Genomic DNA, 23,443 nt, shown 5'->3' with positions numbered 1-23,443 from the left:
CTCATTTTGCAGTCGATTCCGATTTCAATTCTTCTCTGAAATCGTCAATTCGGATAACCCGATTTTCCAAGCGAGATTTCTCGGCGGCAAACGCCATGAGATGACTTTCGACAGAAGCACTCGCTGATGTGAGCCCAACTTCCAATCCATTCTGGCGTACCAATCGTACAAAATCCTGCATGATGCCTTCATCTCCCCCGCCATGTCCTTCAAGCGGTGATTCAAGGCGGATGATCTCCTTCTCTCCTGTCACAAAGCTCGTGATTTCAATCTCGTTCCTTTCCATATCCGCTCTGATTTGTCCTAGCGATCCCATCAACTTCAACGATCTCCCGCCCTCAAATGTAAAAGCGCTCATCGTAAAAGCTACCGTCACCTCGTTATCAAACTCGATATTGACAACCTGATGATCAACGACATCATTATCGCTGTGGTACACGCATCTGCCGTATGGTCCTTCTTTCAATGCTTGGAGTACCCCCTCATCACTAGTATCACTGCTAACTACAGTTCGCCAAACTTTATTAATCCAATCATTTCGATCCATGTATATTTTAGGCGCGTAGTAAGGGCATTCATGTTGAACCGGACAACCGTCCAAACACCTTTTAGGAGCACCATCAGGCGCGCTCTCTTTTCTGAAATGCGTTAGTCCGCCAAAGGAAGAAACCTTGGTGCAATTGGCATCGGCAAGCCATAATAAAATATCCATATCGTGACAGCTTTTGGCCAATATCATCGGGCTCGATTCTTTGGATTTTCTCCAATTGCCTCTTACAAAACTATGGGCATAATGGGCATATTCAACATTTTCCGTATGCTGGATCGAAACCAATCTGCCGATCCGGCCTTGCTGCAGCAGCCTTTTTATCGTTTTGAAAAAATCAGTAAATCTGAGCACATGGCAAATCGAGAATATTCGCTGATACTTCTCTGCAAGCTCCCCCATAATGATACATTCGAGCGGATCGTGTGACATCGGCTTCTCAAGCAGAACGTGATACCCTTTTTGCAGTGCCCTGCTGGCTGGTTCAAAATGCATCTGGTCCTGCGTACAAACAAGCATTGCATCAGCCAACTTCGGCATTTCTAACAACTGTTCCCAGCTTTCATAGCATTGCTCTTCCGGAATATTGTGGTCAACCTGAAATTGTTTTCTTCGAATGGGGTCCGCTTCCGCAACAGCGACAAATTGAATTTGTTCCGGATATTTAATCGCATAGGTGGCGTAAGCTCCTGCGCCTCTTTGTCCGGCACCTACCAGGACTGCGGTAACTTTTTGCATAATAAATCCTCCCGAGATTGTCTTTTATTTCATCAAGTCCATCGTATACGTACTGTTCGGTTCAATCACGATCGTCTGATAATCCAGCATGATATTTGCATGCAACGGTTTTAACGAATCCTCATCGTCTTCAATAAGCACTTTAATTTTTGCCTTAAATTTAGTTGTATTTTTTAAAAGGATCGTAAGTTGAGCAGCATTGTCCTCAACAACTTCTGCATCAATATGATCGATTGCGCAAACATATCCCTTATTTTTTTGAATATAGAGACCCGGGACTTCAAAATATGTAAGCATATTGGTTACTTCACACCAGCAGGAACCGCCGAGAACGCCGCCAACATTAGCCTTGCCTTCCCAGTCACTTGTATTGACACGTTCTCCCATCCACCCGGGAGGCGAATAATTGTCACTCGGGTCGGAATCCCAGGAAATTCTTAAAGGACGATCTTCTCTCGATAAATATTGAGGAATGTTATGCGCGATTTCACGCAACAGTTCCAAATAAAACTCATTCGATGTAGCCCGATAGAGCTTTAACAAAGACAGTCCCGATAAGGTGCAAATACCCGGAGCGGCATGCTTGTTTTGCACACTCGCCCACACTGAGCCTACAGAACGCAAATCAAGTTTGTTGAACTCGGAGGCAATCGGGTATTCAAAGTTATAGGAAACGCACCAAGTGGCGCAAAGCTTGGCCGTATCCTCCGCCATCGACAGCCATTTCTTGTTACCCGTTTCTTCATATAAAACAACATAAGACTCCAAAAGTGCAAAGGCAGATTCACTATCCGGACATTGACAAATCTCCCCGGGCCCGCCGGTAGTTACTCCAGTTTTCACAAAATCCATATAATAAATTTCTGCTAGGTGAGTAGCAGTTTCAATATATAAGGGGCGATTAAAATATTCCCCCGCCAAGGCGAGTCCAGCTGGGGCAATGCCGGCGGATGCACTGCCGCCAATGATGATCTCTTCCTTGTGCACATCAATGAATTGTCCGAATTGCCCGTTGTTCTCCCATAACCGGACAAATGCGTCGCAAGCTTTTTTCAGCCCTTCCCTCCAAAGGGGTGGTATCTCCACCTTTAATTGATCAAGAAGCATGAATTGCTTGACGATAAAATAGATCGCATCCGTATTTTTTCTCACCAACACACAACTGATATCTTCTTGATCTTTGAAATTATCGCCATACAACTTCCCTTTGCAGTGAATTCCATAAAAAAAGCCGGAAGGAGCTTGTACTTTTGAGAAAAGGAAGTCCAATGTCTTGAAAGATCTTTCTTTAGATAGCTCGTTACCGATCGCAAACATCGGATAAGTATTCATAGCGCCACCTACCCAACCTGTTTGCCATTCGCCGAAAACCTCATGCGTCGAAGTCGATGACCGATAAAACCCATCTGCTTGCTGCCAGTTATCCCGATTATACTTTTCTTCCAATATATCCCATGACACTGAGAATGGTATCTCATGACGCAATTGCACTTGACCGGTTAAATCCTTGCGGATTTTCGTAAAATAGTCGAACAGCTCAGGAACATCGTTGCAATCAAAGAAATACAACCGAAATTTCAAGGTCACTTCATCATTTTCGTGAAAATCAATTCCATAATCATCCGAAGGCTCTTTCGAATTGCACATGCTGTACTTATAACGTCTGACAGCAGGAGCGGACAGTGAAATGACCGCTTGCGTTCGAAGGTCATTTTCTTCCACTGTAATTCCAGAATCGCCGAGCGAAGTCCCTTGATGTGTCAGCATGAAAAAACCTTTATTCTGCTCGCGCTTGAAACACCCCACCGCCGGGGTAGCCAGATCGCCCGTTCTCAATTCCATCATGGATAATCCGTCTTCCCGATTTAGCCTGGGAACATCCGTTATCGTTGTTGGAATTCGAGGTCCGATCTCATCATCCCGAGTAAGCATCGGAGGATACACTTGATCGCTGACTTTAAACCGGTTCCCATCGTATGCTGCCGCAGGCATAAGCACATAGTTCTCCTTCGACCAATGGCCCTGCACCATACTAACCGAGACATTCGTTTGATTTACAGAGCCTTTAACCACCTTGAAGGTTACTTCGCAATCCACTGCATGCTCGTTATTTTCAGTTCTTAAACAGGTATAACTGATTTTCCACAAGGAATCTTGCAGCGCCAGCGTTTTGTCACCAGACGCCTCGGCCAACGTGCTTTTGACAGATTGCCTTGCTTGTGAACCGTCGTAAGTAGTCAGCTTTAGTTCTAAACTGCAATCATTTAATTCCATAAATTGAGTAATGCTCGTTCTCACCGTTTACACCTCGGCTTTTGTTGGTTTCTATTTAACAATCTCATTCGCTCCTTCACGCAGACCATCTTCACCTTACTAAACCAAAAAAAATATGAAAACAGAAAAAAACATATCTTCCTTCGACAATTTACAAAAGTGGTTCTCTAAAAAATATACATTCCATCAAAATTGTGTGTTTTTCAAAAACTTCAACAGAAAAAAAGCACTATACTGTACTTATTAGATAAATACAGCATAGTGCTTGATCTTTATTTTTGAGACAATAAATATTGAGCATCCCGCAGGATATAGTTTGCGGCTTGGCTTGAAATATGTTTGCCGGTCTGTGCCTTCACTTCGCTCACAAAATCAGCCAAATTGTTTGTCATTAATTTACTCTTCAAGCTATTCGCGATACCCGCGTTATCGATCCACCCGGCATTCGCAAAGCGTATTATTAATGCCTTTAAGGAATCTACGCTTGTCGTAGTCTGAAATACTACCGTTTGGCTGCCTGTGTTCCCCGCCAGATCGATCGCCGTTACGATAAATGTATGAGAACCGAGCGGAAGCGTATACAGCGGAATGCTTGCTCCTTGTTGTACGGGTTGCTGTGACCCACTCGTAATGATCGTCACCTTCGTCTTGCTGATATCAACCCCAGACAAGTTATCGTTATCGCTTAGCGTAAAGATCGGCGTAATTTCCTCGGAATCGCTGTAAGTACCGTATACGATGCCGGAAACCGTAATCGCAGGTGCTGTCGCATCCAGTTGGAAACCGATCGTTTGGGAAGCCTCCACGTTGCCGGCTTTGTCCGTCGAGCGGTATTTGACCGTATGTTTGCCGTCTTGATTCAGGGTTACCGGCCCGGCATAGTTTTGCCATGTGCTGCCGCCATCCACGCTGATCTCCGTCTTGGCCACACCCGAGAGATTGTCGGACGCGCTTAATGTAATCGTAACCGGATGGACATACCAACCGTTTTGACCGTCAGGAGCGGCAGGAGAAGCTGCAACCGCCGTGACCGGAGCGGTCGAATCGAGATTTGGTGCTGGTAGTACGATCACTTTTTGCAAAATATCACCCGCATATTGGTCAACATTTGCAACTGCAATGATTGTTCCTTCCTTTACATACATCGCGGGATCCAAGTCCGCGAAACTTAACGATAAATCTTTAGCCCCGTTTGTGAATTGGGCGCTGATCGTCTTTGCCAGAATCGGCGCCGTACCTGCATTAGTGGAGACACTTTCAAGTCCACCTATAGAAACGAGCCCCTCAACTGTTACAGTCGCACTTACGATTTTATTAAGTCCGGCCAGTTGTCCACTCACCTTAAACGTGCCAATATTTTTATACTTTAATGGATCTATAGAGTCCCAAATAATATCTACTAATTGATTGGTGCCATCCCTAAAAGTAACATTGGTTTGTAATGGCAACACTGGAGCAGTTCCAATCTCAGTCGTAAGAGGAGCGATTGTTCCAATCGAAGAGATTGTATATGGTTTGTCAATGTAAATCGTATAGTTCTTGCTGCCTGCCGACGTGATTTCAGATAAAACCAGCGTGTTTCTGCCATTTTTTAAGTTTAAAAGCTCTGTCGGAGTTGTATAGTCGGCAAAATTAGCAGTAATATCCACTCCATTGAGCAACACCGCAGTGTTCGCGCCAGCCAACACAGGTTTCGGTTTGATAAGCGTAACCGGTTTCGATTTATCGACGATAGATGCTCCGTAAAGGTAATAGGATGGATTGAAAGTTCCGGATAATGCAACATTGCCCAGATTGAAATTAGTTCCATAATCTACGTACGTAGGGTTAGAGGTTATTTTGATGTTGTCTATCAAAACGGTTGAATTGATCCCCCCAAAAGCCACACCTCCAGAGGTGTATGAACCATCGGCAGCAGACATCAATTGAGTTCCGTCTAGGACAAACCCGACTTTACCGCCATACGTTTGAATCTGGAAATCATGCCAGTCGGTTGCAACAAATCCGCTAGGTACCGAAGCCTTTCCAAGTGAGGTGTCACTTGAAGAAGTATGCTTAGAAATTTCAAAATACGCAGTACCTGCTGGAAAGCCGGTGGTTCCATTTTTATTTCTTCTATAGATAACTTGATAGCTGGCCGGATTACCTTGCGTTGTTCCATTGATTGCCGCTGTCATGACAAAGATTGTAAAATTATCATAGGCTTGATTTAGTACATTATTGGAACCCCAACCCACAAATTTCCACTTCATATTGACAATATAGTTGTTCCATGCGGCGCCTGTTTGATAAAAATTCTTTCCATCGGTAACCACGTTTTGCAGTACTTTATTACTCGTATTGGTCGGATCGGTAATAACGCTCATTGCCGATGTGCCACTAAGTGTAAAGTTAGGCACGATGCCGTCTTCAAAATCTTTGTCCAACTGTATTTTATTATCATTGGAGGAATCATAGATCGGTGCAGCAGGTACGGATACCGGACCGGGTTCTGGCGCAGTTGTTCCGCCATAGATGTACAACTGGTCATAATAGCTCACTCCCTTGCCATCATCAGACCCCAATGCGACAGAACTAAAATTGGTAGACGTATTCAAGGTGGAGACCAGAACGCCATCAATGTACAGCTTCACATCGGTACCACTAGTATAATCCCATTTCAATTCATGCCAGCCATAGGTCCGAGGAACTGAGGTTGCCGTTTCTGTTGAGCCATTCAATAAGACGTAATAGCTGCTGTTTACCGCAGTATCCAGCCCCAACCCTACAGCATTATTTCCATCGTCGACTCTTGCCAGCGATTTGACCGTCGATGAAATGTTTGTTCCGGAATCGTAAGGAGCAAGATTACCGCTTTGTCTGTCAAACAATTTCACAGAAACAATTTTGTTGAGATTATTGGAAAAATTCCTGTACAACACAGGCTTAACGCCAATTCCTGCGCTGTCACTATCGACCTTTAAGGATTGCTTTCCGCCCCGTGCACCCTCAGACATCCATTCGCTTGTAACAACGGGAGCCGTTCCTCTGTATGACCATTTCGAAAAATCCAATCCGTTTTCAAAATTGTCCTTGAAATAGATGTTATCGGGTTCCTGTAATACATTTCTGGACGGTAAATAGACACTTGGGAAGTCAGCACTCACACCTATGTGTGCATAATCCATTAAGGAATCGTCGAATGTATTTAGCTGATTGGTATGCGAACCGAAATCAATATTTGTATTGGTATAAGATATGGTGTCGCCATATTGAGTGGTGGTGTTCACCTCCGCATTAAAATGCTGAGGATTGACAATTTTCAGATTACTTATTACAAACCCGGAAGCTCCCATATCAAGATTCATTCCGTTAGGCGCTATATCGGCCATACTCGGGTTTGCCCCTACCCTGTCAATTACCATTTGATTGATATAGTTAGGCTTGTAATTGGTCGAGCCCTTGTAGAGATAGCACGCGAAGAAGGCGCCGTCATCACCGCCATCCTGCTGACTGTCATGCAGGTAGATATATTCGAAAGTATTGTGATGTGAATACATATCGGTCATAACATTGAAGTTCGCATCGCCGTTTGGAAAGGCACCATTAGGGTTACGGCTATATCCGGCCGTTATGAACAAGCCCCTTCTTGGGGAATTGTAAATCTCAAGATGCGAAAACGTATTATAACCGGAATTGTTGATTTGAATACCCGATGTTTGACCCACCAGCTGACCGATATCGTGGACCAATGTATTGGTAACCGTATTATGGTTGCTGTAGCCGTTACCATTCGAGTCACCGCCAACACCCGGATAACCGCCCTCGATATTGATACCTCCGTGCCCGGTATACTCGATAAGGCTGTTGCTTATTGTAGTATGATCATTGGCAAGATAGACCTCTATGCCGAGCATCCCTGCATTTTTTATATGCGATTTGGTGATCGTAATGTTATTCGTATTGGTTAAAGTGATTACGCCAACTTGAAACTCTACTCTTTCAGTTTGTTCGCAGTACGAAGGCTGTGTACTTCCCGCTGCTTCTGGCGGATAGTAGCCTAGCCCAGCGCCGGCATCCCCCCAGTTCCAACCGTAACTATAGTAGTCGGGGAAATTGGTGTCTTTAAACTCCAAACCGCTGAATGTGATATGCGATACCATGCTGGACCGGGATGCGCCCTTAATGTCAATGATTTTTTCTACTGCAGGTATCACTATTTCCTGGTCACTGATGTTTCCAGAACCTTCTAATGGATAGTAATATAGATATCCCGTAGTTTTGTTGAAGTAAAATTCACCTGGCTGATCCAGAAAACCCAGATTTCCCTGTAAAAAGTAGCGTGCATTAGTTCCGGTTTTGTATTTAGGGCGATAGGCAGCCGGATTGTTGGGATCGGTTTTGTACTGTATTGTACGACTGGATGTATCTATGCTTGCAATCGGAATGATGTCCGTCATCCAATCCCAGTAACCGCCGTCCCACATATACACTTGAGCATCAAGATCGCCACGTGTCTGCGCGTTGATCAAACCAGTCAATGATCCTGAATCAATATCACCCGAGTTATAGATCAGAGTACTGATTCCGCCACCGGCTGATCTCATATAGGCAGTGGATGACGCAGGAAATCTAGGATCGACTGTCAGGTTCTTCGTTCGTGCCATTATCGCTCTGGTATCGTTGACGTATAAGGTATTGAAGTTAATTCCTGTACCAATATACGTCTTAAACACTTTTCCAGTTGCCCCGGCAGGCAGGTCTGCATCATCTCCTGCACGTATTACCGGACTCCATGGCGAAGTTACTTTATTTCCACCGATGAATTTCGCGGTGCTCAAGTCATTCAAATTCCGATAGATCACATTAAATCCATTGGTACCCGAATCACTTTCATTGAAAGAAATCGTATTATTAACGTAATAATTACCTGAAGCAATAAAGACATAGATATCTCCTGTCATATTGCTATTGATCAAACGCACTGCATCCCGAGCCGCCTGCAAAGTAGCAAAAGGATGGTCGTAGGACCCGTCATTTGTGTCGCTGCCAGACGGTGATACAAAGAACTCTGCTTGTATCTTGTTCGAAGTGGCGTTGGAACCGCTTTCTGCAGCCTGGACAATAATTCCCGGACTTAACAATGTGGTTAATAGCATACACAGTGCCAGAAAAATGTTTAATTTCTTCTTAGCCATAATTATAATACCGCCTCCTAAGCAACACTATTTGTGATTCACCTTCAGTTAAATCCTTAACATTTTTCCGCTTAAACACCCCCTCTCCTTTTCGAACCCATTTGTAAGTGCTTTCATAATTCACAATCATAAGTATAATAACCTGCAGAACTCCTCCGGATATCAGAGGAATTCTGCTTGATTGAAATTATTTATTTGCTGCCTTCCATGCATCCAATTGTTTTTGCTTCTCGGCAATAATTTTGTCCGCACCCGCTTTTTTCAACTTATCGAGCATTTGCGGTAAGAATTTGTCAGGGTCAACGGTACCGGTTGAAATCGCATAATACAGCTCATCGATAATGGCGTCGCAATTCGCTTTTTCCGCCTTGACCGGGGTAAAATCAAACACAAAGCCCAATGCATTAGAAGGGGCGGCGTTTTTATTGAGGTCGCTCCACATTTTAATAAACTTGCCGTCGACTTCTCCGCCTTTCGGATCTCCCTCAGACAAGAAGGAGTTCGTCATATTGCCGAATTCCCATGGAGAGATAATTTGGTACCCGCCGTCTTTATTCGTCTCAATTCTATTGTCGCCAACTTTTTTATAATGCTTATCTGCAACTCCCCAAGAAAGCAAGTTGTAGACATCCTTATCCGTGTTGAGCAGATTAAGGAACATCATCGCTCTTTCCTTGTTCGGCGAAGTTGCGGAAATGGCCGTAATGGTGGCAGCCGCTTTATCTGTCGTCAATAATGGTTTTACAAACTGTAAATCGTAAGATGGCACATCTTTGTTCAAGTTCGCCATTCTGCCTGTGGCTTCCATTCCTGCTTTTTCGGTTGCAACGGTGTCGTTATCAATCTGCCCCCACGTCATGGCATTCTTGCCTGCCTTTTTATCGGCTTCCATGTCCTTCAAAGATGCTACATCTTTTCTTAAATATCCTTTTGTATACCAATCTCTCATCATGGTCACAAAGTTTTTGAATTCAGGAGTCTCGAATTGATTCACAACCTTGAGACTTCCATCATTTACATAGATCGCTCCTGGGGTTTTCGCGTCTCCGAGCGCTTCTAATCCGAACATAGCAGGAGCATTTGTGAAAATATCTTCCTTCTTGCTAATTCCGAACGGAATGAGATCCGGCTCATTCTTTTTAACGATTTCCAGAAATGGTGTAAGATCTGACAGCTTCGTGACGGATTTCCAGTCGATCTTGTACTTGTCGGCTACAGCTTTTTGGATGAGATAACCATAACCTGCCGTTGCTTGCTGGAAGTTAGGCACCCCATAGGTCTGTCCCTTCAATTTCACGGCCTTCCAGAAAGTATCAGGTACCGTGCTTTTCAGGCCCGGAGCGTATTTGGCAAGCAAATCGTCGATCGGCGCGAATGCACCTTTGGCTGCATTCTGGTAGAAGTTGTTCGCCCAAGTTGACGTGAACGCGAGGTCGTAAGGCTCCCCTGAAGCTATAATGACGTTCATTTTCTCGTCATACGTACCCCAATCAACGAGTTTCAAGTGAACCGTCGCGTTAATTTTAGCTTTTAAAATTTTATTCAATGCTTCTTCTACACTGGCAAGATCCTTTTGAGGCGTATTTGGAAAATAGTACGTAAGCTCCACCGGTTTCAAATCTTTAGTTGAATCCGGCGTCGCCGATGGCGCCGCTTCCTTCGTTGGCGCAGGTGTTGTCGTTGCAGTTTTGTCTCCGCAGCCTGCCAGCGCAATTGAGAGAACGAGACACGGTACGCCGATTGTACTAGCTATTTTCTTCATTTTTTTCATGATGCATGACCTCCATAATTTTATATGCTGAACGGGTGAATACCCGATAAAGCCAACCATTATGATTTCACAGCGCCGAGTGTAAGCCCTTTAACGAAATATTTTTGCAGAAACGGGTAAGCGAGCACAATCGGCCCCACAGCCAGAATACAGGTAGCCATTCTTGCCGTCTCATCCGGAAGGTTAGCCGCAGATTTCTCGACCAATGGATTCCCTGAAAGGTAGGCAATATTGTTCATAATGGATTGAAGCAAGAATTGAAGGGTGAATAGCTTGTTGTTATCGATAAATAGAGCGGACGTAAACCAATCGTTCCAATGAAAAACGGCTACGAAAAGCCCGATTGTAGCTAAAACAGGCGTAGATAACGGAATAACCAACTTCAGAAAAGTATTGAACTCACCGGAACCGTCGATTCTTGCAGATTCAATGATGGACTCTGGAATCGACCGAAAAAAATTTCTCATAATAAGGATGTTTACAGATGAAACCAAATAAGGAATAAACAAGACGAAAATAGTATCCTTGAGATGCAGGTACTTGGATAGCAGAATGTACCAGGGCACCAGGCCTCCATTGAAAAGCAGGCAAAAGACGACCAGGAAGGCGACGATATTTCTGTACTTGACTTCCCCTCTTGAAAGGCTATAAGCGAACATCGACGAAATCACAAGATGCAGCAGCGTCCCGACGACCGTGACGACAATCGTCACGCCATACGCTCGTAAGATGGGAGAGTTGCCGAGCAAAATAAACTCATACGCTTTTAAACTGAAATCCCGTGGAAGGATGTGATATCCGTACTTAAAAATCGATTGCTCGCTGGATAATGATATGGACAACACAACAATCATGGGGATGATACATAAAAGCGAGTACACGATAAAACTAAAGTGAATTGTCAGATTGGATAATCTCATGCGGTTCATTTCAACTTCCTCCTGATCGTTTCCGTAAGTAATGACTAGGACTAAAACAATGCACTATCTCGATCGTATTTTCTTATCAAATAGTTGGAAGCCACGACAAGGACGAACCCAACGCAGGATTGGTATAAACCGATGGCGGAAGACATCCCGAAATCGTTCATCTTTTGCAGCGATCTGAATACATAGGTGTCGATGACATTGGTTGCACTGAACAAAACGCCCGATTCTCGAGGCAAGTTATAGAATAAGCCCCAGTCTCCAAATGCAGCATAAAAGATTTTCCCAGCTTGCAGCAGCAGCAATGTAATTGTGATCGGAGCGAGCATGGGTATGGTGATCTTGATCGCTTGCTGGAATTTATTTGCGCCATCGATCTTGGCGGCTTCGTAATAATCGCTGGATATTCCGGTGATACCTGCTGCGAATATAACCGCAAAGTAACCGACGTTCTTCCAGACATAAGCTGCGGGAAGAATAAACCGCCAATATATAGGCTCTGCATACCATTGCACAGGTTCGATTCCAAAATATTGGAGCATTTGATTGATGATTCCCTTATCCATACTCAGAAAGGAAAACAGCAAGTATTCAGCTACTACCCATGACAACAAATATGGAAGCAGGATAATGCTTTTGTAGGCGCCGGCCAGAAAGCGATTGCCTATTTCATTAATCAGTATGGCCGCTAACAATGCGAGACCCAGGCCAAGAATAATAAAGAGCAAGTTATAAAATATCGTATTGAACGTAATTTGATACACAGCATCCGATTGGAAGAGGAATTTAAAATTCGTGAAGCCGATCCATTTACTCCCAAGAACGCCTTTAATAGGGTTATATTCTTGAAAAGCGATGACGACCCCGAACATAGGAAGATAGTATATGACGATAATAAACAAGAGACCGGGTAACATCATGGCGTACAGGATTTTGTTTTTAATCAGTTCACTTATTACCGGTATAGATCGACGAGTTGTTACTGATCGACCTGATGCTGTTTTAGTCCTCTGCTTGGAATGTAAGTTTAGTTCATTCATGGATATTCTCCCTCGCTTGTTGATGTAAACCGATCATAAATCTGCATCCTGGCCAAAGAAACAACAAAAAAGAAAGATACCTTCAATTTTTTAATAATCCGCTTCAACAAAAAATGTGCGATCTCTAGAAAAATGAAAAAAGTCTCCAAATCCCATGCGGGTTTGAAGACTTTTTCACTTAACTCACTTTCCGTTAGCTTTACGCCATTCATCCAACTGCTTCTGCTTCTCGGCGATCACCTTGTCGACACCGGACTTCTTCAGCTTGTCGATAAACTCCGGCTGAATTTTGTCAGGGTCGGCCGTTCCTGTCGTCAGTGCAGATAAATATTGATCGATCACGATCTGACATTGTGCGATTTCCGATTTGACAGCTTCCATATTAAAAGTAAAACCAAGGATCGGAGACAAGTCGGATGATTTATTCAATTGATCCCACTTTGCAGTCGCATCGGGGGTATCGTTCTCCGTGTTCCATAAGATCAAATTATTCCCGAACACCCATGGAAAGTTCGGAGCATATCCGCTATCCTTGATCCGCTCTATGCGGGTATCGGATATCTTCTTATAATGTTTGCCCTCGATCCCGTAGTTTAATAAATTGGCAACTTGCGGATCGCTGTTCATCAGTTCAATAAACATCATAGCCCGCTCCGGATTTTTGGACGTTCTGGAGATCGCGGTGATTGTCGCCGCTGCACGGTCCGTCGTGATGATCGGCTTGGTAAACCGTTTTCTGTACCATTCCACTCCGGTAATCGCCTTAAGTCCTCCGTCATTCAAAGGATCTTCCAGTGAATCAGTCGTTTGATAGGCCGGCATCGCCATCGCATATCTGGCGACTTTTCTGTCAGCAGCTATCTCTTTGGTTGTAGCCGCATCTTTACGAAAGTACCCCTTTTCGTACCATTTCCTGGTTTGCGCAATGAGATTCTTGAATTCCGGGCTATCGTATTGATCGACTACCTTCAACTCTTTGTCATTTAAGCGAACCCAACCGGGCATTTTCTGGTCACCGATAATATCGAAGCCATACAAGGGTGCGGCACCTACAAATAGGTCTGCAGTCGTCGAGTATTCCAACGGTATTTTGTCGGGCTCCCCATTTTTCACAGCATTCAGATACGGCTCCAGATCTTCAATGGTTTTTGCATGCTTCCAATCAAAATGATACTTATCAGCGAGTTCTTGCTGAACATCGAATCCATAGCTGGTAGCCATAACCTGATAATTGATCACACCGTACAGCTTGCCGTTCACTTTGGCTGCGTTCCATATATAAGCCGGAACACCCGCTTTCGTTTTGGGACCATACTTATCAAGCAATTCGTCAATCGCAACATAGGCTCCTTTGGAAGCATTTTGAAAGTAGTTGTTGATCCATGTTGATGTGAACGCCAAATCGAATGATTCACCCGAAGCGATCATGAAGTTCATCTTCTGATCATAATTGCTAAGATCAATCATGTTCAGCTTCACAGTGGCATGAATTTTGGGGCCAATGATTCGGTTCAACTCATCATTAACTGCTTTCAAATCACGCTGGAAAGGGGATGGGAAGTAATAAACCAATTCAACCTGAGTCAGATCACTCGGGCTTGGACGACCGGTTGCCTGGACCTGTTCAGCCGGCTTTTCCTTGGCGGAGTCTTTGGCAACACATCCTGAAATCAATGATGCAACAGCAAACAGGATAGCTACTAATAATTGAGAACGCTTTGACTCTCTCATTATCATGAAGATGAATCCTCCATTAAAACATAATAAGGATCTATGTGCCCGTATTCTACATTTTTTAGCGCAAGTAAGCAATACATGAAACCGGACCTTATTTCACTAAAAAATGCATCTTTCTTCAAAATGTATAGGTATTCATGCTTCAGGAAAACTCTTTGAAGGATAAAACAGATGCCTTGGAGAAGTGAGAAGTGCAGTAAACTATCTTTAAGGGGGACAACTCAGAGATGGCATTCTTTCTTAAATCTCCTCGCAAGACCTTATTTGCGAAAATGCTGTTAACACTCACGATAACAGTTACATTATTGATCATTGGACTATCCTCGCTTCTATACCGCAACTTCTTTACGACATCTTTGGACAATATCAATCGAATGAATACTTCCATCCTATCTCAAACCAGTTACAGTATGAAATACATGGATACTATGGTTAGTAAATTTACGAATACCGTCATTATGAGTCCTTATACTTCCGTTTTACTGCATAATCAGGAAAACGATATGTATACGCTTGGTGAAGCATTGCGCAACTTGGATAACCTTTCGCTTCCGCACGATTATATATACTCGGTATATACGATCAATCTTGCTTTGAACCGTATCACATCGACAGAGACAGGCAATTTCTACACAAAAGATAATTTCTACGATCAAGACGTTCTCTCTATATTGCAATCCACGGGCAAAGACACTCTGACTGAAATGCCCATTTCCAGAAAAATCCCAAAACCGCAAGCCGCTACAGCTTCAGAAGCTGCTAATGTGTATACCTATATCATGCCTGACAATCCCGAAACGAATCCATCCTCGCGCATTGCGACTGTCATCAATGTCAAAGCAAGCGTGCTCCGTGATCTGATCGCTTCTTTGAATGCCAAAATGGCGGGTACCAATAACGAAATTATCGTCATTGATTCCAAAGGGACCATTGTGAACCATACGTCGGAAAGCTTGTTTCTGCATAACGCCAGCCAAGAACCGTATATCCAAACTTTACTTGCAGCCGATCAAGATTCGGGAAGCTTTAAAACAAAACTAGGCGGTCTTGATTATCAGGTTACCTATGTTTCTTCCGATAAACCAAAATGGAAATTTATCAGCTTAACTTCCTATGCAACATTTATCGGCACAGTGGATTCAATCAAAACCTCTACGCTTTGGATATGCTCAACAATCCTGGGGCTCGGTTTATTTTTCTCGTTCTTTATGTCAAGATCGCTTTATATTCCTGTCGGCAGGCTCGTAGAAACCGTCAAAGAACATCTTACAAGCGCACATCAGAAGGATCATCAGACGAATGATATCTATTTTCTGCAAGATGTTTTCAAAGAAATGATTACAAAAAACAATGAATGGGAACATAAACAAAGGGAACAACTTGCTCCTCTAAAAAATAAATGGCTTCAGGATATATTGCACGGTATCCGTTATGTCAATCAAAAAGAGATGAATGATCATCAAAAAGAGCTTGGTATCCATTTGAATATGAATGGCCCGCTTAGATTGTTGCTGCTTCGCCTGGACAACTACCGCTTTTTCATCAATCAGTATGATGAAAGAGACCGTTGGCTCTTAAAATTCGGCCTTGCTAACATTGTGAATGAAATCGTGTCAGAGGAATATAAAGTGGAAACCATTCATCTGGAGAACGATCAGCTCATACTGTTACTGGAAATTAGCCCTTCAGAGCATATTGAAACTACTGAATCTACCCTGAAGCGGCTCATTGAAATCTCGCAAAACGCTGTAAAACAGTACATGAAGCTCTCATATTCCGCAACGCTAAGCATCCCGGTTGATTCCTACTTACAGCTTAACGAGGCTTATTCCGATACTTTGGCCCTCTCTTCGTATCGAATTATCGCAGGTCATGGCAGTTTTCTGACCCCGGCTTTTCGAAGTTCCATCAACGAAACACTTATTTCCTTTCCCGAGAGTAAAGCTAAATTATTGCTTGATTCTTTGAAATTGGGGCATTTGGATAAAGCCAAGGAAGCTTACAGCGACTTTATTGACCAGCTTTCCGGAACGACCTACGAAAACTTGCTATCTTCCATTATGCAGCTCAGCTTCATGCTGAGAACGACGTTTAATATTATTTTGGAAAGTCCTGATTTTCAAAAATCCGATCTGTTTCAGCTTATTTCCAGAAATATAGAGCAATTTGAAACGATTGAGGAAATTCATGAAAACTTCTCATCGATATTCACTGAAATCATCCGAGTCATGGAACAAAATAAACAAAATAAACACAGTTCGATCATTACAAGAATCATGAAAATCGTTGAGGAACAATACCGTGATAAGAACTTAAGTCTGCGTCTCATCTCCGACGAGTTTCAAATGTCCAACGTTTACTTAGGGAAATTATTCAAGGAAGCAACGGGCAAATCCGTTTCGGAGTATATTACTGACGTTCGAATGAATCATGTTAAAGAACTGCTAGACAATAGTAATCTATCAACCAAGCAGATTTTAGATCAATGCGGTTTGGAAGAGACCAACTATTTTTATACCATTTTCAAGAAACGCTTCGGGGTATCGTTGTCTCAATACAAGATAGAGAAAAACAAGACGTGAAGCGGCTTTTTCCAAAGAAAAAACAATGAGGTAAATTCCCACGTAGGATGAGGGAATTTACCTTATTTGCTTTATTCAAACTTTAGCTATTATTAACTCCTAATAAAAAATGGTTTATCTAAATCACATGGAATAGTATGCCAGAATAATATATCTTGGTATATAGACTTGTATAACCAGCTTCGCGTTCGGGACTTTCCTTCTGGCGCTATTGACATATATCGAAAAACGAAAGTAACCCACCCTAGTTGACAGCCAGGCAGTGGGCGCGTTTTCTTCAGCGAGCGCAGATGCATAAGGATCTCGTTCTCAATGCAGCGTGCTGCGAAAGTCGCCAGCTTCGTCCCTTTATTCGGCGAGAATGACTCTATCGCTTTGATCAGCCCGATCGTCCCGATCGAGATCAAATCCTCCAGATCTTCACCTGTGTTGTCGAATTTTTTGAGGTTGTGAACAACAAACATTGTAATTTTTCCGATTTAACTTTTCTTTGTGTGGGTGATTCTAGTAACATAATTACGATTTAGTGAAGAAAAATCATACCCGGATGAGAAAGATACCATTATTTGAAATCCCGTTTTATTCAATCACTCCCTTCTTTCTTTTATTCCAAGCACCTCTCAATTCCTCAATCTTCCATTCTAAGGTCTGTGTGTGTGTGTGGTGTCAGAATTATTGAGCAAACAGAGCGAAAAAACATTGATTTATCAAGAGGCATTTTCATAATTGGTGAGAAGGATCTTTGCCAAAATATTTGTTTGAAGTGCTGATTTCCATATTTAATGAGAATATCCGCAAAGCGAAAATGTATAATTATACATTCTTGAATGAGGTTATCCGCCGATATGCGACATCTCTATTTTGGGCAAAGATGGCGAATTTGTTATTCTATCTTCCGAATAGCGGTCTGACCTTGCTTTCCAAACATCCTCAATGAACTTGCCGATTTCGCTATCCGTTTGATCCGACCGAAGAAGCGCACGCAGATCGTGGCCCCGGGAAGCAAATAAACAAGTGTATAGCTTTCCTTCGGCGGAAATCCTTGCGCGTGTGCATGTAGAACAAAAAGCGTCACTGACGGATGAGATGATTCCGATTTCTTCATTACTCCCCTTGTAATGATAACGTGAAGCTACTTCGCCGCTATTAAGGGGTTCCACGTGCTCCAGCGGCATCTTTTCCTGAATAATTTCCAGGATTTGCTTTTTAGTCACCACATTATCCAATTTCCAACCATTCGTATTGCCGACATCCATAAATTCGATAAACCGCAGAGTATGCCTTTTTTCCCGAAAATAAGCAGCCATCGGTAAAATATCCTGATCGTTGATCCCCTTTTGAACAACCATATTAATTTTCACTTTCATTCCTGCTTGCGCCGCTGCTTCAATTCCGTCCAAAACAGGCTGAACTCCGCTTTTTCCGCCGTTCATCAAACGGAATCTTTGATCATCAAGGGAATCGAGACTAACGGTTACCCGCTTCAAGCCTGCATCACGAAGTTCTTTTGCGTATTTGGGAAGCAGAACGCCATTTGTGGTCATCGCCATGTCTTCAACTCCTTCGAGACGATTCAACGCACGGATGAACGAAGGAAGCTCCTTCCTCAGCAAGGGTTCTCCACCGGTAATACGCAATTTTCTGACGCCCAAAGAGACAAAAACCCGGGCCAAACGGGTCATCTCTTTGTAGGTCAGTATGCTGTCTCTAGGCAAAAATTCATAGTCCGGTCCGAAAATTTCAGACGGCATGCAATAACGGCAGCGAAAATTGCACCGATCCGTAACAGATATTCTCAAGTCCCTTAAAGGACGATGCCGTAGGTCTTTAATTTGATGCTCCACCGTGTTCACCCCGATTTATAATTGTTTTCATCCATTCAATTTAATTCCCTCAATTCTTGCGGGATGAGTATAGACATTTAATGAGTGATTGCGAATAAATCCGACCGTTGTGATTCCCAGTTCATCCGCCAATTGAAGAGCAAGCTCCGTCGGGGCAGACTTCGAAAGAACGACCTCGCATCCGATCTTTGCGACTTTCAATAAGATTTCGGATGAGATGCGCCCACTAAATACGATAATCTTTCCTTTTAATGAAATATTATGCTTTAAGCAATATCCGTAAATCTTATCCAGCGCATTATGTCGGCCGATATCCATTCTAGATAAAAGGATCCCGTGTTTATCGCAAAGCGCGGCGTTATGGACTCCCCCCGTATCCTGGAAAATCTCTGCCGAACTTTGCATGAGTCCCATTAAACGAAAGCAATCCTCGAATGACAGAGTCACCTGTATTTCTGACATGACTTTTGCCATTTTGGCATCGTTAATAAAATAGAAGCCTTGCCTGCTTTTCCCGCAGCAGGAGGTAATATACCTTTTAGAATGGAATCTTTGATAAAACTCATTCATTTTTTTGGTCTTGATATGAACGAAGCCTGCTTTTGCTTCAAACCAGATATCGTCAATGTCATCATAACGTTGAATGACACCTTCTGAAGCCAGAAAACCGACTGCCATATCCTCGATGTATTCCGGCGAACTGACCATGGTTGCAAACTCTTCACCGTTGATTTTAATTGTAACAGGATATTCGGTCACGATCTTATCCTGCAAACGCTCGATATTGCCATGATAAAAACGGATGATCTCGCGAGTAATCTCGACCGGATTCATATTCTCTACATCCCTTACTCCTGAATTTTATTTTAGTTATGCCCGATAAAAAGCCGAAAATAAAGCTTATGCGACAGTTTTCTGAAAGAAAAAACCAGCATCAAACAAACTCATCATTTGGAAAGAGTCTGTTAATGCTGGTTAACCTCCCTACACTATCGTATAGGGAAATCAATCTAACACACAGTATTAAGTATAAAGCGTTCCCAGACAACTAGGAACACTCCATTCAGCAGTATGAACCAATCTTGGTAAGTCCTCGCTCGATTTATTATATTAATGATCATGCAAAATAACAAATGCGAATTTTTCGGAAATTCTATTGTTTTTCTTATTATTCCTGAATTTTACGTTCAAACACAAAAACGGACACAGCGACGTCTTCTTCCACTTTCATATCCGAAAAGAGATGGACCAGCTTCGTTTCCATCAATTGCTCTAACTGGGCCTTGAAATTCGTCGTGTACATTTTTTGAATCATTTTCGTTCGGGCTGCGTGCACCATATCTTTGCCGTCAGGCTCGCTTGCGATAAATTTTTCTGTTGGGGTCATATTCCCATGCAGCATGGTAATAGCCATATTGTCAACAAATGTAGTATGGATACGTTCGGGTCCCTTGCCGAACAAATCCTTTCGAACTTTCCTAATGAGTTCGTTGAAAGCCGCTTCCTTTTTCAATTGCTATCCCTTCTCTCAAAACCTGGTAGAATCTGAATACCCATTAATCATACTAAAAACACGTCAAATACAAAAGTCACAGAATCGACATGCCTAAAACTGTTGAATTCTTTTTCGATTCGGAGTTATAATTGTGTCATTAATCATAGACATTATCATATTGATGTGCAGGCAGTGAATTCTGTTTGCCGTTAATTACATTTTTCAAATGGCGGATTGGCATTTAAGTATGAAGATGCTTGAAATACTACTCCACCATAAGAACATGCGTCTGAATTTCAGATACATGTTCTTGTGGTGGAGTTTTTTATTTCTTACATGTTGAAAGGGGTCTTTCCCATGAGTGAAGACATAGTCAGAATTGCATTGAATGGAAAGGAGTACGATGTTCAATCAGGTTCAACCATACTTGAGGCCATAAACTCAAATGGTCTTCAGCATCCTCAAATATGTTATGTACCTGAAGTGGATCCTATTCAGACGTGCGATACCTGTATCGTGGAAGTGGATGGAAAACTAATGCGTTCCTGTTCTACGATAGCTTTAAACGGCATGAACATTCAATTGTCTTCCGAGCGAGCAAAAGCAGCACAAACTGAAGCCATGGATAGGCTTTTGGAAAACCATTTGCTTTACTGTACGGTGTGCGATAACAACAACGGCAATTGTGCGCTTCATAACACAGCGGAATTAATGGAAATCGAGCATCAAAAATACCCGTATAAACCGAAGGCCGATCCAAGCGAAGTCGATATGTCTCATCCCTTCTATCGCTACGATCCCAACCAGTGTATCGCGTGCGGCCAATGCGTAGAGGTATGCCAAAATCTTCAGGTCAATGAGACCTTATCGATTGATTGGGAAGCCGACCGCCCTCGAGTCATTTGGGACGATGGAGTTGCTATCAACGATTCCTCCTGCGTCAGCTGTGGTCAATGCGTGACCGTCTGCCCTTGCAACGCTTTGATGGAAAAATCGATGCTTGGTGAAGCCGGGTTTATGAGCGGAATCGAAAAGGACCTGCTCAATCCGATGATTCATTTGATTAAAGAAGTGGAACCGGGTTACAGCGGCATCTTTGCCATCTCTGAGGCGGAAGCTTCCATGCGTGAAACACGCACGAAAAAAACGAAAACCGTTTGTACGTTTTGCGGTGTAGGCTGCTCCTTCGAAGTTTGGACCAAAGGACGAAAAATTTTGAAGGTTCAACCCGTTTCCGATGCGCCCGTGAATGGTATTTCGACTTGCGTAAAAGGGAAATTCGGTTGGGATTTCGTGGGCAGCGATGAACGTCTGACGAAACCCTTGATTCGTCAAGGCGATGAATTTGTAGAAGCTACTTGGGAAGAAGCACTCAGCCTGATGGCCAGCAAAATGGGTTTCATTAAAGAAACATATGGCGGCAATTCACTTGGATTCATTTCTTCTTCCAAATTCACCAATGAAGAAAACTATTTGATGCAGAAATTAGCCCGTCAAGTGTTCCAAACCAACAATGTCGATAACTGTTCCCGCTACTGTCAATCCCCGGCATCTTGGGGTCTGCAGCAGACAGGCGGTATCGGCGGCGACTCCGGTACGATCAAGGACCTCGCCTCTGCAGGTCTTGTCATCCTGGTTGGATGCGCTCCCGCCGAAGGACATCCTGTGCTCGCCACACGCATCAAACGCGCGCACAAATTGCATGGTCAAAAGCTCATCGCCGTTGACCTTCGCAGGCATGAAATGGCGGACCGCGCCGATTTGTTCATTCGTCCGAAACAAGGAACGGATTATGTCTGGTTATCAGCCGTCGCCAAATACATGATCGATCAAAACTGGCATAACCCGAAATTCATAGAAGAACATGTGAACTTTTACCCGGAATACCTGAAACTCCTGCAGCGATTCACTTTGGATTTCGCTGAAAAAGAAACAGGTATTCCTAAAGAAACCTTGATCGAAATAGCCAAAATGATCCGCGACGCAGACGGAACCGCGATTTGCTGGGGAATGGGAGTCACGCAAAATGTGGCGGGATCCCATACATCTGCCGCGATTGCCAACCTGCTGCTTATTACAGGGAACTTCATGCGTCCGGGTGCCGGTGCGTTCCCGCTTCGCGGCCATAACAACGTACAAGGCGCTTCCGACATGGGAACCATGCCGAATATTTTCCCCGGGTACCAACCGGTCACGGACGACGCGATTCGCGCTAAATTCGAAGCTGCTTACGGCGTAGAGCTTCCGGGCGAACCTGGTCTGGATAACATTCAAATGCTGGAAGCAATCAACCGCGGCGAACTCAAGGCCATGTACATTGCAGGAGAAGAGATGGCATGGGTGGACGCTGACTCCAGGCATACCCAGGAAATGCTCTCGAAACTCGATTTCCTTGTGGTGCAAGACGTGTTCCTGAGCAAGACAGCAGAATTTGCCGATATTATTTTGCCTGCTTCGCCTTCGCTTGAAAAAGAAGGAACTTTTACGAATACCGAACGCCGTGTGCAGCGGCTTTATCAAGTGCTTGAGCCAAAGGGCGATAGCAAACCCGACTGGTTAATCTTCACCCAGGTTGCGAAACATATGGGATTTGAATGGGAATATAGCCATCCGAGTGAAATCTTTGCGGAAATGGCTTCGCTCACACCGTTCTTCTCGCAATGTAATTACGATGTATTGGAAGGCTGGAACAGTTTCCACTGGGGATCCCCTGACGGAAGCAATACACCGCTTCTCCATACCAAAGGTTTCAATTTCCCGGATAAAAAAGCGCGTCTGGCTCTCTTTGAATATATTCCGCCAGTAGAGTTCCCTGAAGAATTCGACTTGACGTTAAACAACGGCCGTTTGTTGGAACAGTTCCACGAAGGCAACCTTACAAACAAATCAAAAGGGATCCAGCACAAGCTCCCTGAAGTGTTTGTGGAACTATCGCCGGAGCTCGCAAATGTTCGCGGGATCAAGGACGGAACCCTGGTTCGTCTCGAGTCGCCTTATGGCGCAATTAAGCTTCGTGTTGTTATTTCCGACCGCACTCAAGGAAAAACTGTCTACGTTCCGATGCATTCAACCAGCCATGAAAATGCGATTAACTTGTTAACCGGCGGGGCAGTCGATGTCCAAACGCATACGCCTGTCTATAAGCAAATCAAGGTACGGATGCAGATTCTGGAATTGGAAGGTAACAATCCACTGCCAAGAACCAGTCCACGATATAAAATGCGCCATCCGCAAAACGGAGTCGAAGTACAGCGGAAATGGAATCGTCCCGGATATGTATCCCTGGTAGATCAAGAATAAGGGGGGCCAAGA

At 43.6% G+C, this 23,443-nt stretch carries 13 protein-coding genes and 1 pseudogene; 3 read left to right on the top strand and 11 right to left on the bottom strand.

The genetic code is table 11. The annotated features are described in order from the left end of the window. Window position 1: 1 nt before the first annotated feature. The 7 genes from ACFQZT_RS14205 to ACFQZT_RS14175 all read right to left on the bottom strand — a co-directional run bounded on the left by ACFQZT_RS14205 (window position 2) and on the right by ACFQZT_RS14175 (window position 14,210). A complete protein-coding gene (locus tag ACFQZT_RS14205) occupies window positions 2-1,285 on the bottom strand; it encodes a Gfo/Idh/MocA family protein (RefSeq protein ID WP_379300872.1) in 1,284 nt (427 codons plus the stop codon). A 24-nt stretch (window positions 1,286-1,309) separates the two neighbouring features. Continuing rightward, window positions 1,310-3,583, bottom strand: a complete 2,274-nt coding sequence (locus ACFQZT_RS14200; protein ID WP_379300870.1) for a glycoside hydrolase family protein — start codon at window positions 3,581-3,583, stop codon at window positions 1,310-1,312. Window positions 3,584-3,831: 248 nt separating this feature from the next. After that, window positions 3,832-8,736, bottom strand: coding sequence for an OmpL47-type beta-barrel domain-containing protein (locus ACFQZT_RS14195; protein ID WP_379300868.1), 4,905 nt, complete (start codon window positions 8,734-8,736; stop codon window positions 3,832-3,834). Between the two features lie 187 nt (window positions 8,737-8,923). Then, window positions 8,924-10,507 (bottom strand): ABC transporter substrate-binding protein, encoded by a 1,584-nt coding sequence (locus ACFQZT_RS14190; protein WP_379300866.1) that lies wholly within the window; start codon window positions 10,505-10,507, stop codon window positions 8,924-8,926. A 59-nt stretch (window positions 10,508-10,566) separates the two neighbouring features. Next, a complete protein-coding gene (locus tag ACFQZT_RS14185) occupies window positions 10,567-11,436 on the bottom strand; it encodes a carbohydrate ABC transporter permease (protein ID WP_379300864.1) in 870 nt (289 codons plus the stop codon). 41 nt (window positions 11,437-11,477) lie between these two features. After that, complete coding sequence (locus ACFQZT_RS14180) at window positions 11,478-12,473, bottom strand: ABC transporter permease (RefSeq protein ID WP_379300862.1); 996 nt, start codon at window positions 12,471-12,473, stop codon at window positions 11,478-11,480. A 183-nt stretch (window positions 12,474-12,656) separates the two neighbouring features. Then, window positions 12,657-14,210 (bottom strand): ABC transporter substrate-binding protein, encoded by a 1,554-nt coding sequence (locus ACFQZT_RS14175; RefSeq protein ID WP_379300860.1) that lies wholly within the window; start codon window positions 14,208-14,210, stop codon window positions 12,657-12,659. 227 nt (window positions 14,211-14,437) lie between these two features. Between ACFQZT_RS14175 and ACFQZT_RS14170 the strand changes: the two genes are divergently transcribed. Both ACFQZT_RS14170 and ACFQZT_RS14165 read left to right on the top strand, forming a co-directional pair. Next, window positions 14,438-16,792 (top strand): AraC family transcriptional regulator, encoded by a 2,355-nt coding sequence (locus ACFQZT_RS14170; RefSeq protein ID WP_379300858.1) that lies wholly within the window; start codon window positions 14,438-14,440, stop codon window positions 16,790-16,792. Window positions 16,793-16,964: 172 nt separating this feature from the next. Then, on the top strand, window positions 16,965-17,030 hold the full coding sequence (locus tag ACFQZT_RS14165) for a putative holin-like toxin (RefSeq protein WP_379301059.1): 66 nt from the start codon (window positions 16,965-16,967) through the stop codon (window positions 17,028-17,030). A gap of 28 nt (window positions 17,031-17,058) precedes the next feature. On the opposite strand, the pseudogene ACFQZT_RS14160 reads toward ACFQZT_RS14165, so the two are convergent. The 4 genes and pseudogenes from ACFQZT_RS14160 to ACFQZT_RS14145 form a co-directional block, all read right to left on the bottom strand. Further along, window positions 17,059-17,256 (bottom strand): annotated as a pseudogene (locus tag ACFQZT_RS14160) (sigma factor); the annotation flags it as partial. A 369-nt stretch (window positions 17,257-17,625) separates the two neighbouring features. After that, window positions 17,626-18,636, bottom strand: a complete 1,011-nt coding sequence (gene moaA / locus ACFQZT_RS14155) for a GTP 3',8-cyclase MoaA (protein WP_379300856.1) — start codon at window positions 18,634-18,636, stop codon at window positions 17,626-17,628. Between the two features lie 27 nt (window positions 18,637-18,663). Next, window positions 18,664-19,470, bottom strand: coding sequence for a formate dehydrogenase accessory sulfurtransferase FdhD (gene fdhD / locus ACFQZT_RS14150; RefSeq protein WP_379300854.1), 807 nt, complete (start codon window positions 19,468-19,470; stop codon window positions 18,664-18,666). A 334-nt stretch (window positions 19,471-19,804) separates the two neighbouring features. After that, window positions 19,805-20,149: a Na-translocating system protein MpsC family protein gene (locus tag ACFQZT_RS14145; RefSeq protein WP_379300852.1), complete on the bottom strand. Its 345-nt coding sequence runs from the start codon at window positions 20,147-20,149 to the stop codon at window positions 19,805-19,807. A 339-nt stretch (window positions 20,150-20,488) separates the two neighbouring features. Here ACFQZT_RS14145 and fdhF point away from each other — a divergent pair, with 339 nt between their 5' ends. Further along, window positions 20,489-23,431, top strand: a complete 2,943-nt coding sequence (gene fdhF / locus ACFQZT_RS14140) for a formate dehydrogenase subunit alpha (RefSeq protein WP_379300850.1) — start codon at window positions 20,489-20,491, stop codon at window positions 23,429-23,431. The last annotated feature ends 12 nt before the right edge of the window (window positions 23,432-23,443 follow it).

This window comes from Paenibacillus sp. GCM10027628 (assembly GCF_042676385.1).
Classification (GTDB): Bacteria; Bacillota; Bacilli; order Paenibacillales; family NBRC-103111; genus Paenibacillus_E.
The sequence above is the reverse complement of the archived record's forward strand: the minus strand, read 5'-3'. Positions and strand labels throughout refer to the sequence as shown.

What these genes read in the sequence shown, in the direction of transcription:
- ACFQZT_RS14170 (WP_379300858.1), top strand. Translation starts at nt 14,438, where the DNA reads ATGGCATTCTTTCTTAAATCTCCTCGCAAGACCTTATTTGCGAAAATG.
- fdhF (WP_379300850.1), top strand. Translation starts at nt 20,489, where the DNA reads ATGAGTGAAGACATAGTCAGAATTGCATTGAATGGAAAGGAGTACGAT.
- ACFQZT_RS14195 (WP_379300868.1), bottom strand. Translation starts at nt 8,736, where the DNA reads ATGGCTAAGAAGAAATTAAACATTTTTCTGGCACTGTGTATGCTATTA.
- ACFQZT_RS14180 (WP_379300862.1), bottom strand. Translation starts at nt 12,473, where the DNA reads ATGAATGAACTAAACTTACATTCCAAGCAGAGGACTAAAACAGCATCA.
- ACFQZT_RS14190 (WP_379300866.1), bottom strand. Translation starts at nt 10,507, where the DNA reads ATGAAAAAAATGAAGAAAATAGCTAGTACAATCGGCGTACCGTGTCTC.
- ACFQZT_RS14185 (WP_379300864.1), bottom strand. Translation starts at nt 11,436, where the DNA reads ATGAACCGCATGAGATTATCCAATCTGACAATTCACTTTAGTTTTATC.
- ACFQZT_RS14175 (WP_379300860.1), bottom strand. Translation starts at nt 14,210, where the DNA reads ATGATAATGAGAGAGTCAAAGCGTTCTCAATTATTAGTAGCTATCCTG.
- ACFQZT_RS14205 (WP_379300872.1), bottom strand. Translation starts at nt 1,285, where the DNA reads ATGCAAAAAGTTACCGCAGTCCTGGTAGGTGCCGGACAAAGAGGCGCA.
- fdhD (WP_379300854.1), bottom strand. Translation starts at nt 19,470, where the DNA reads ATGAATCCGGTCGAGATTACTCGCGAGATCATCCGTTTTTATCATGGC.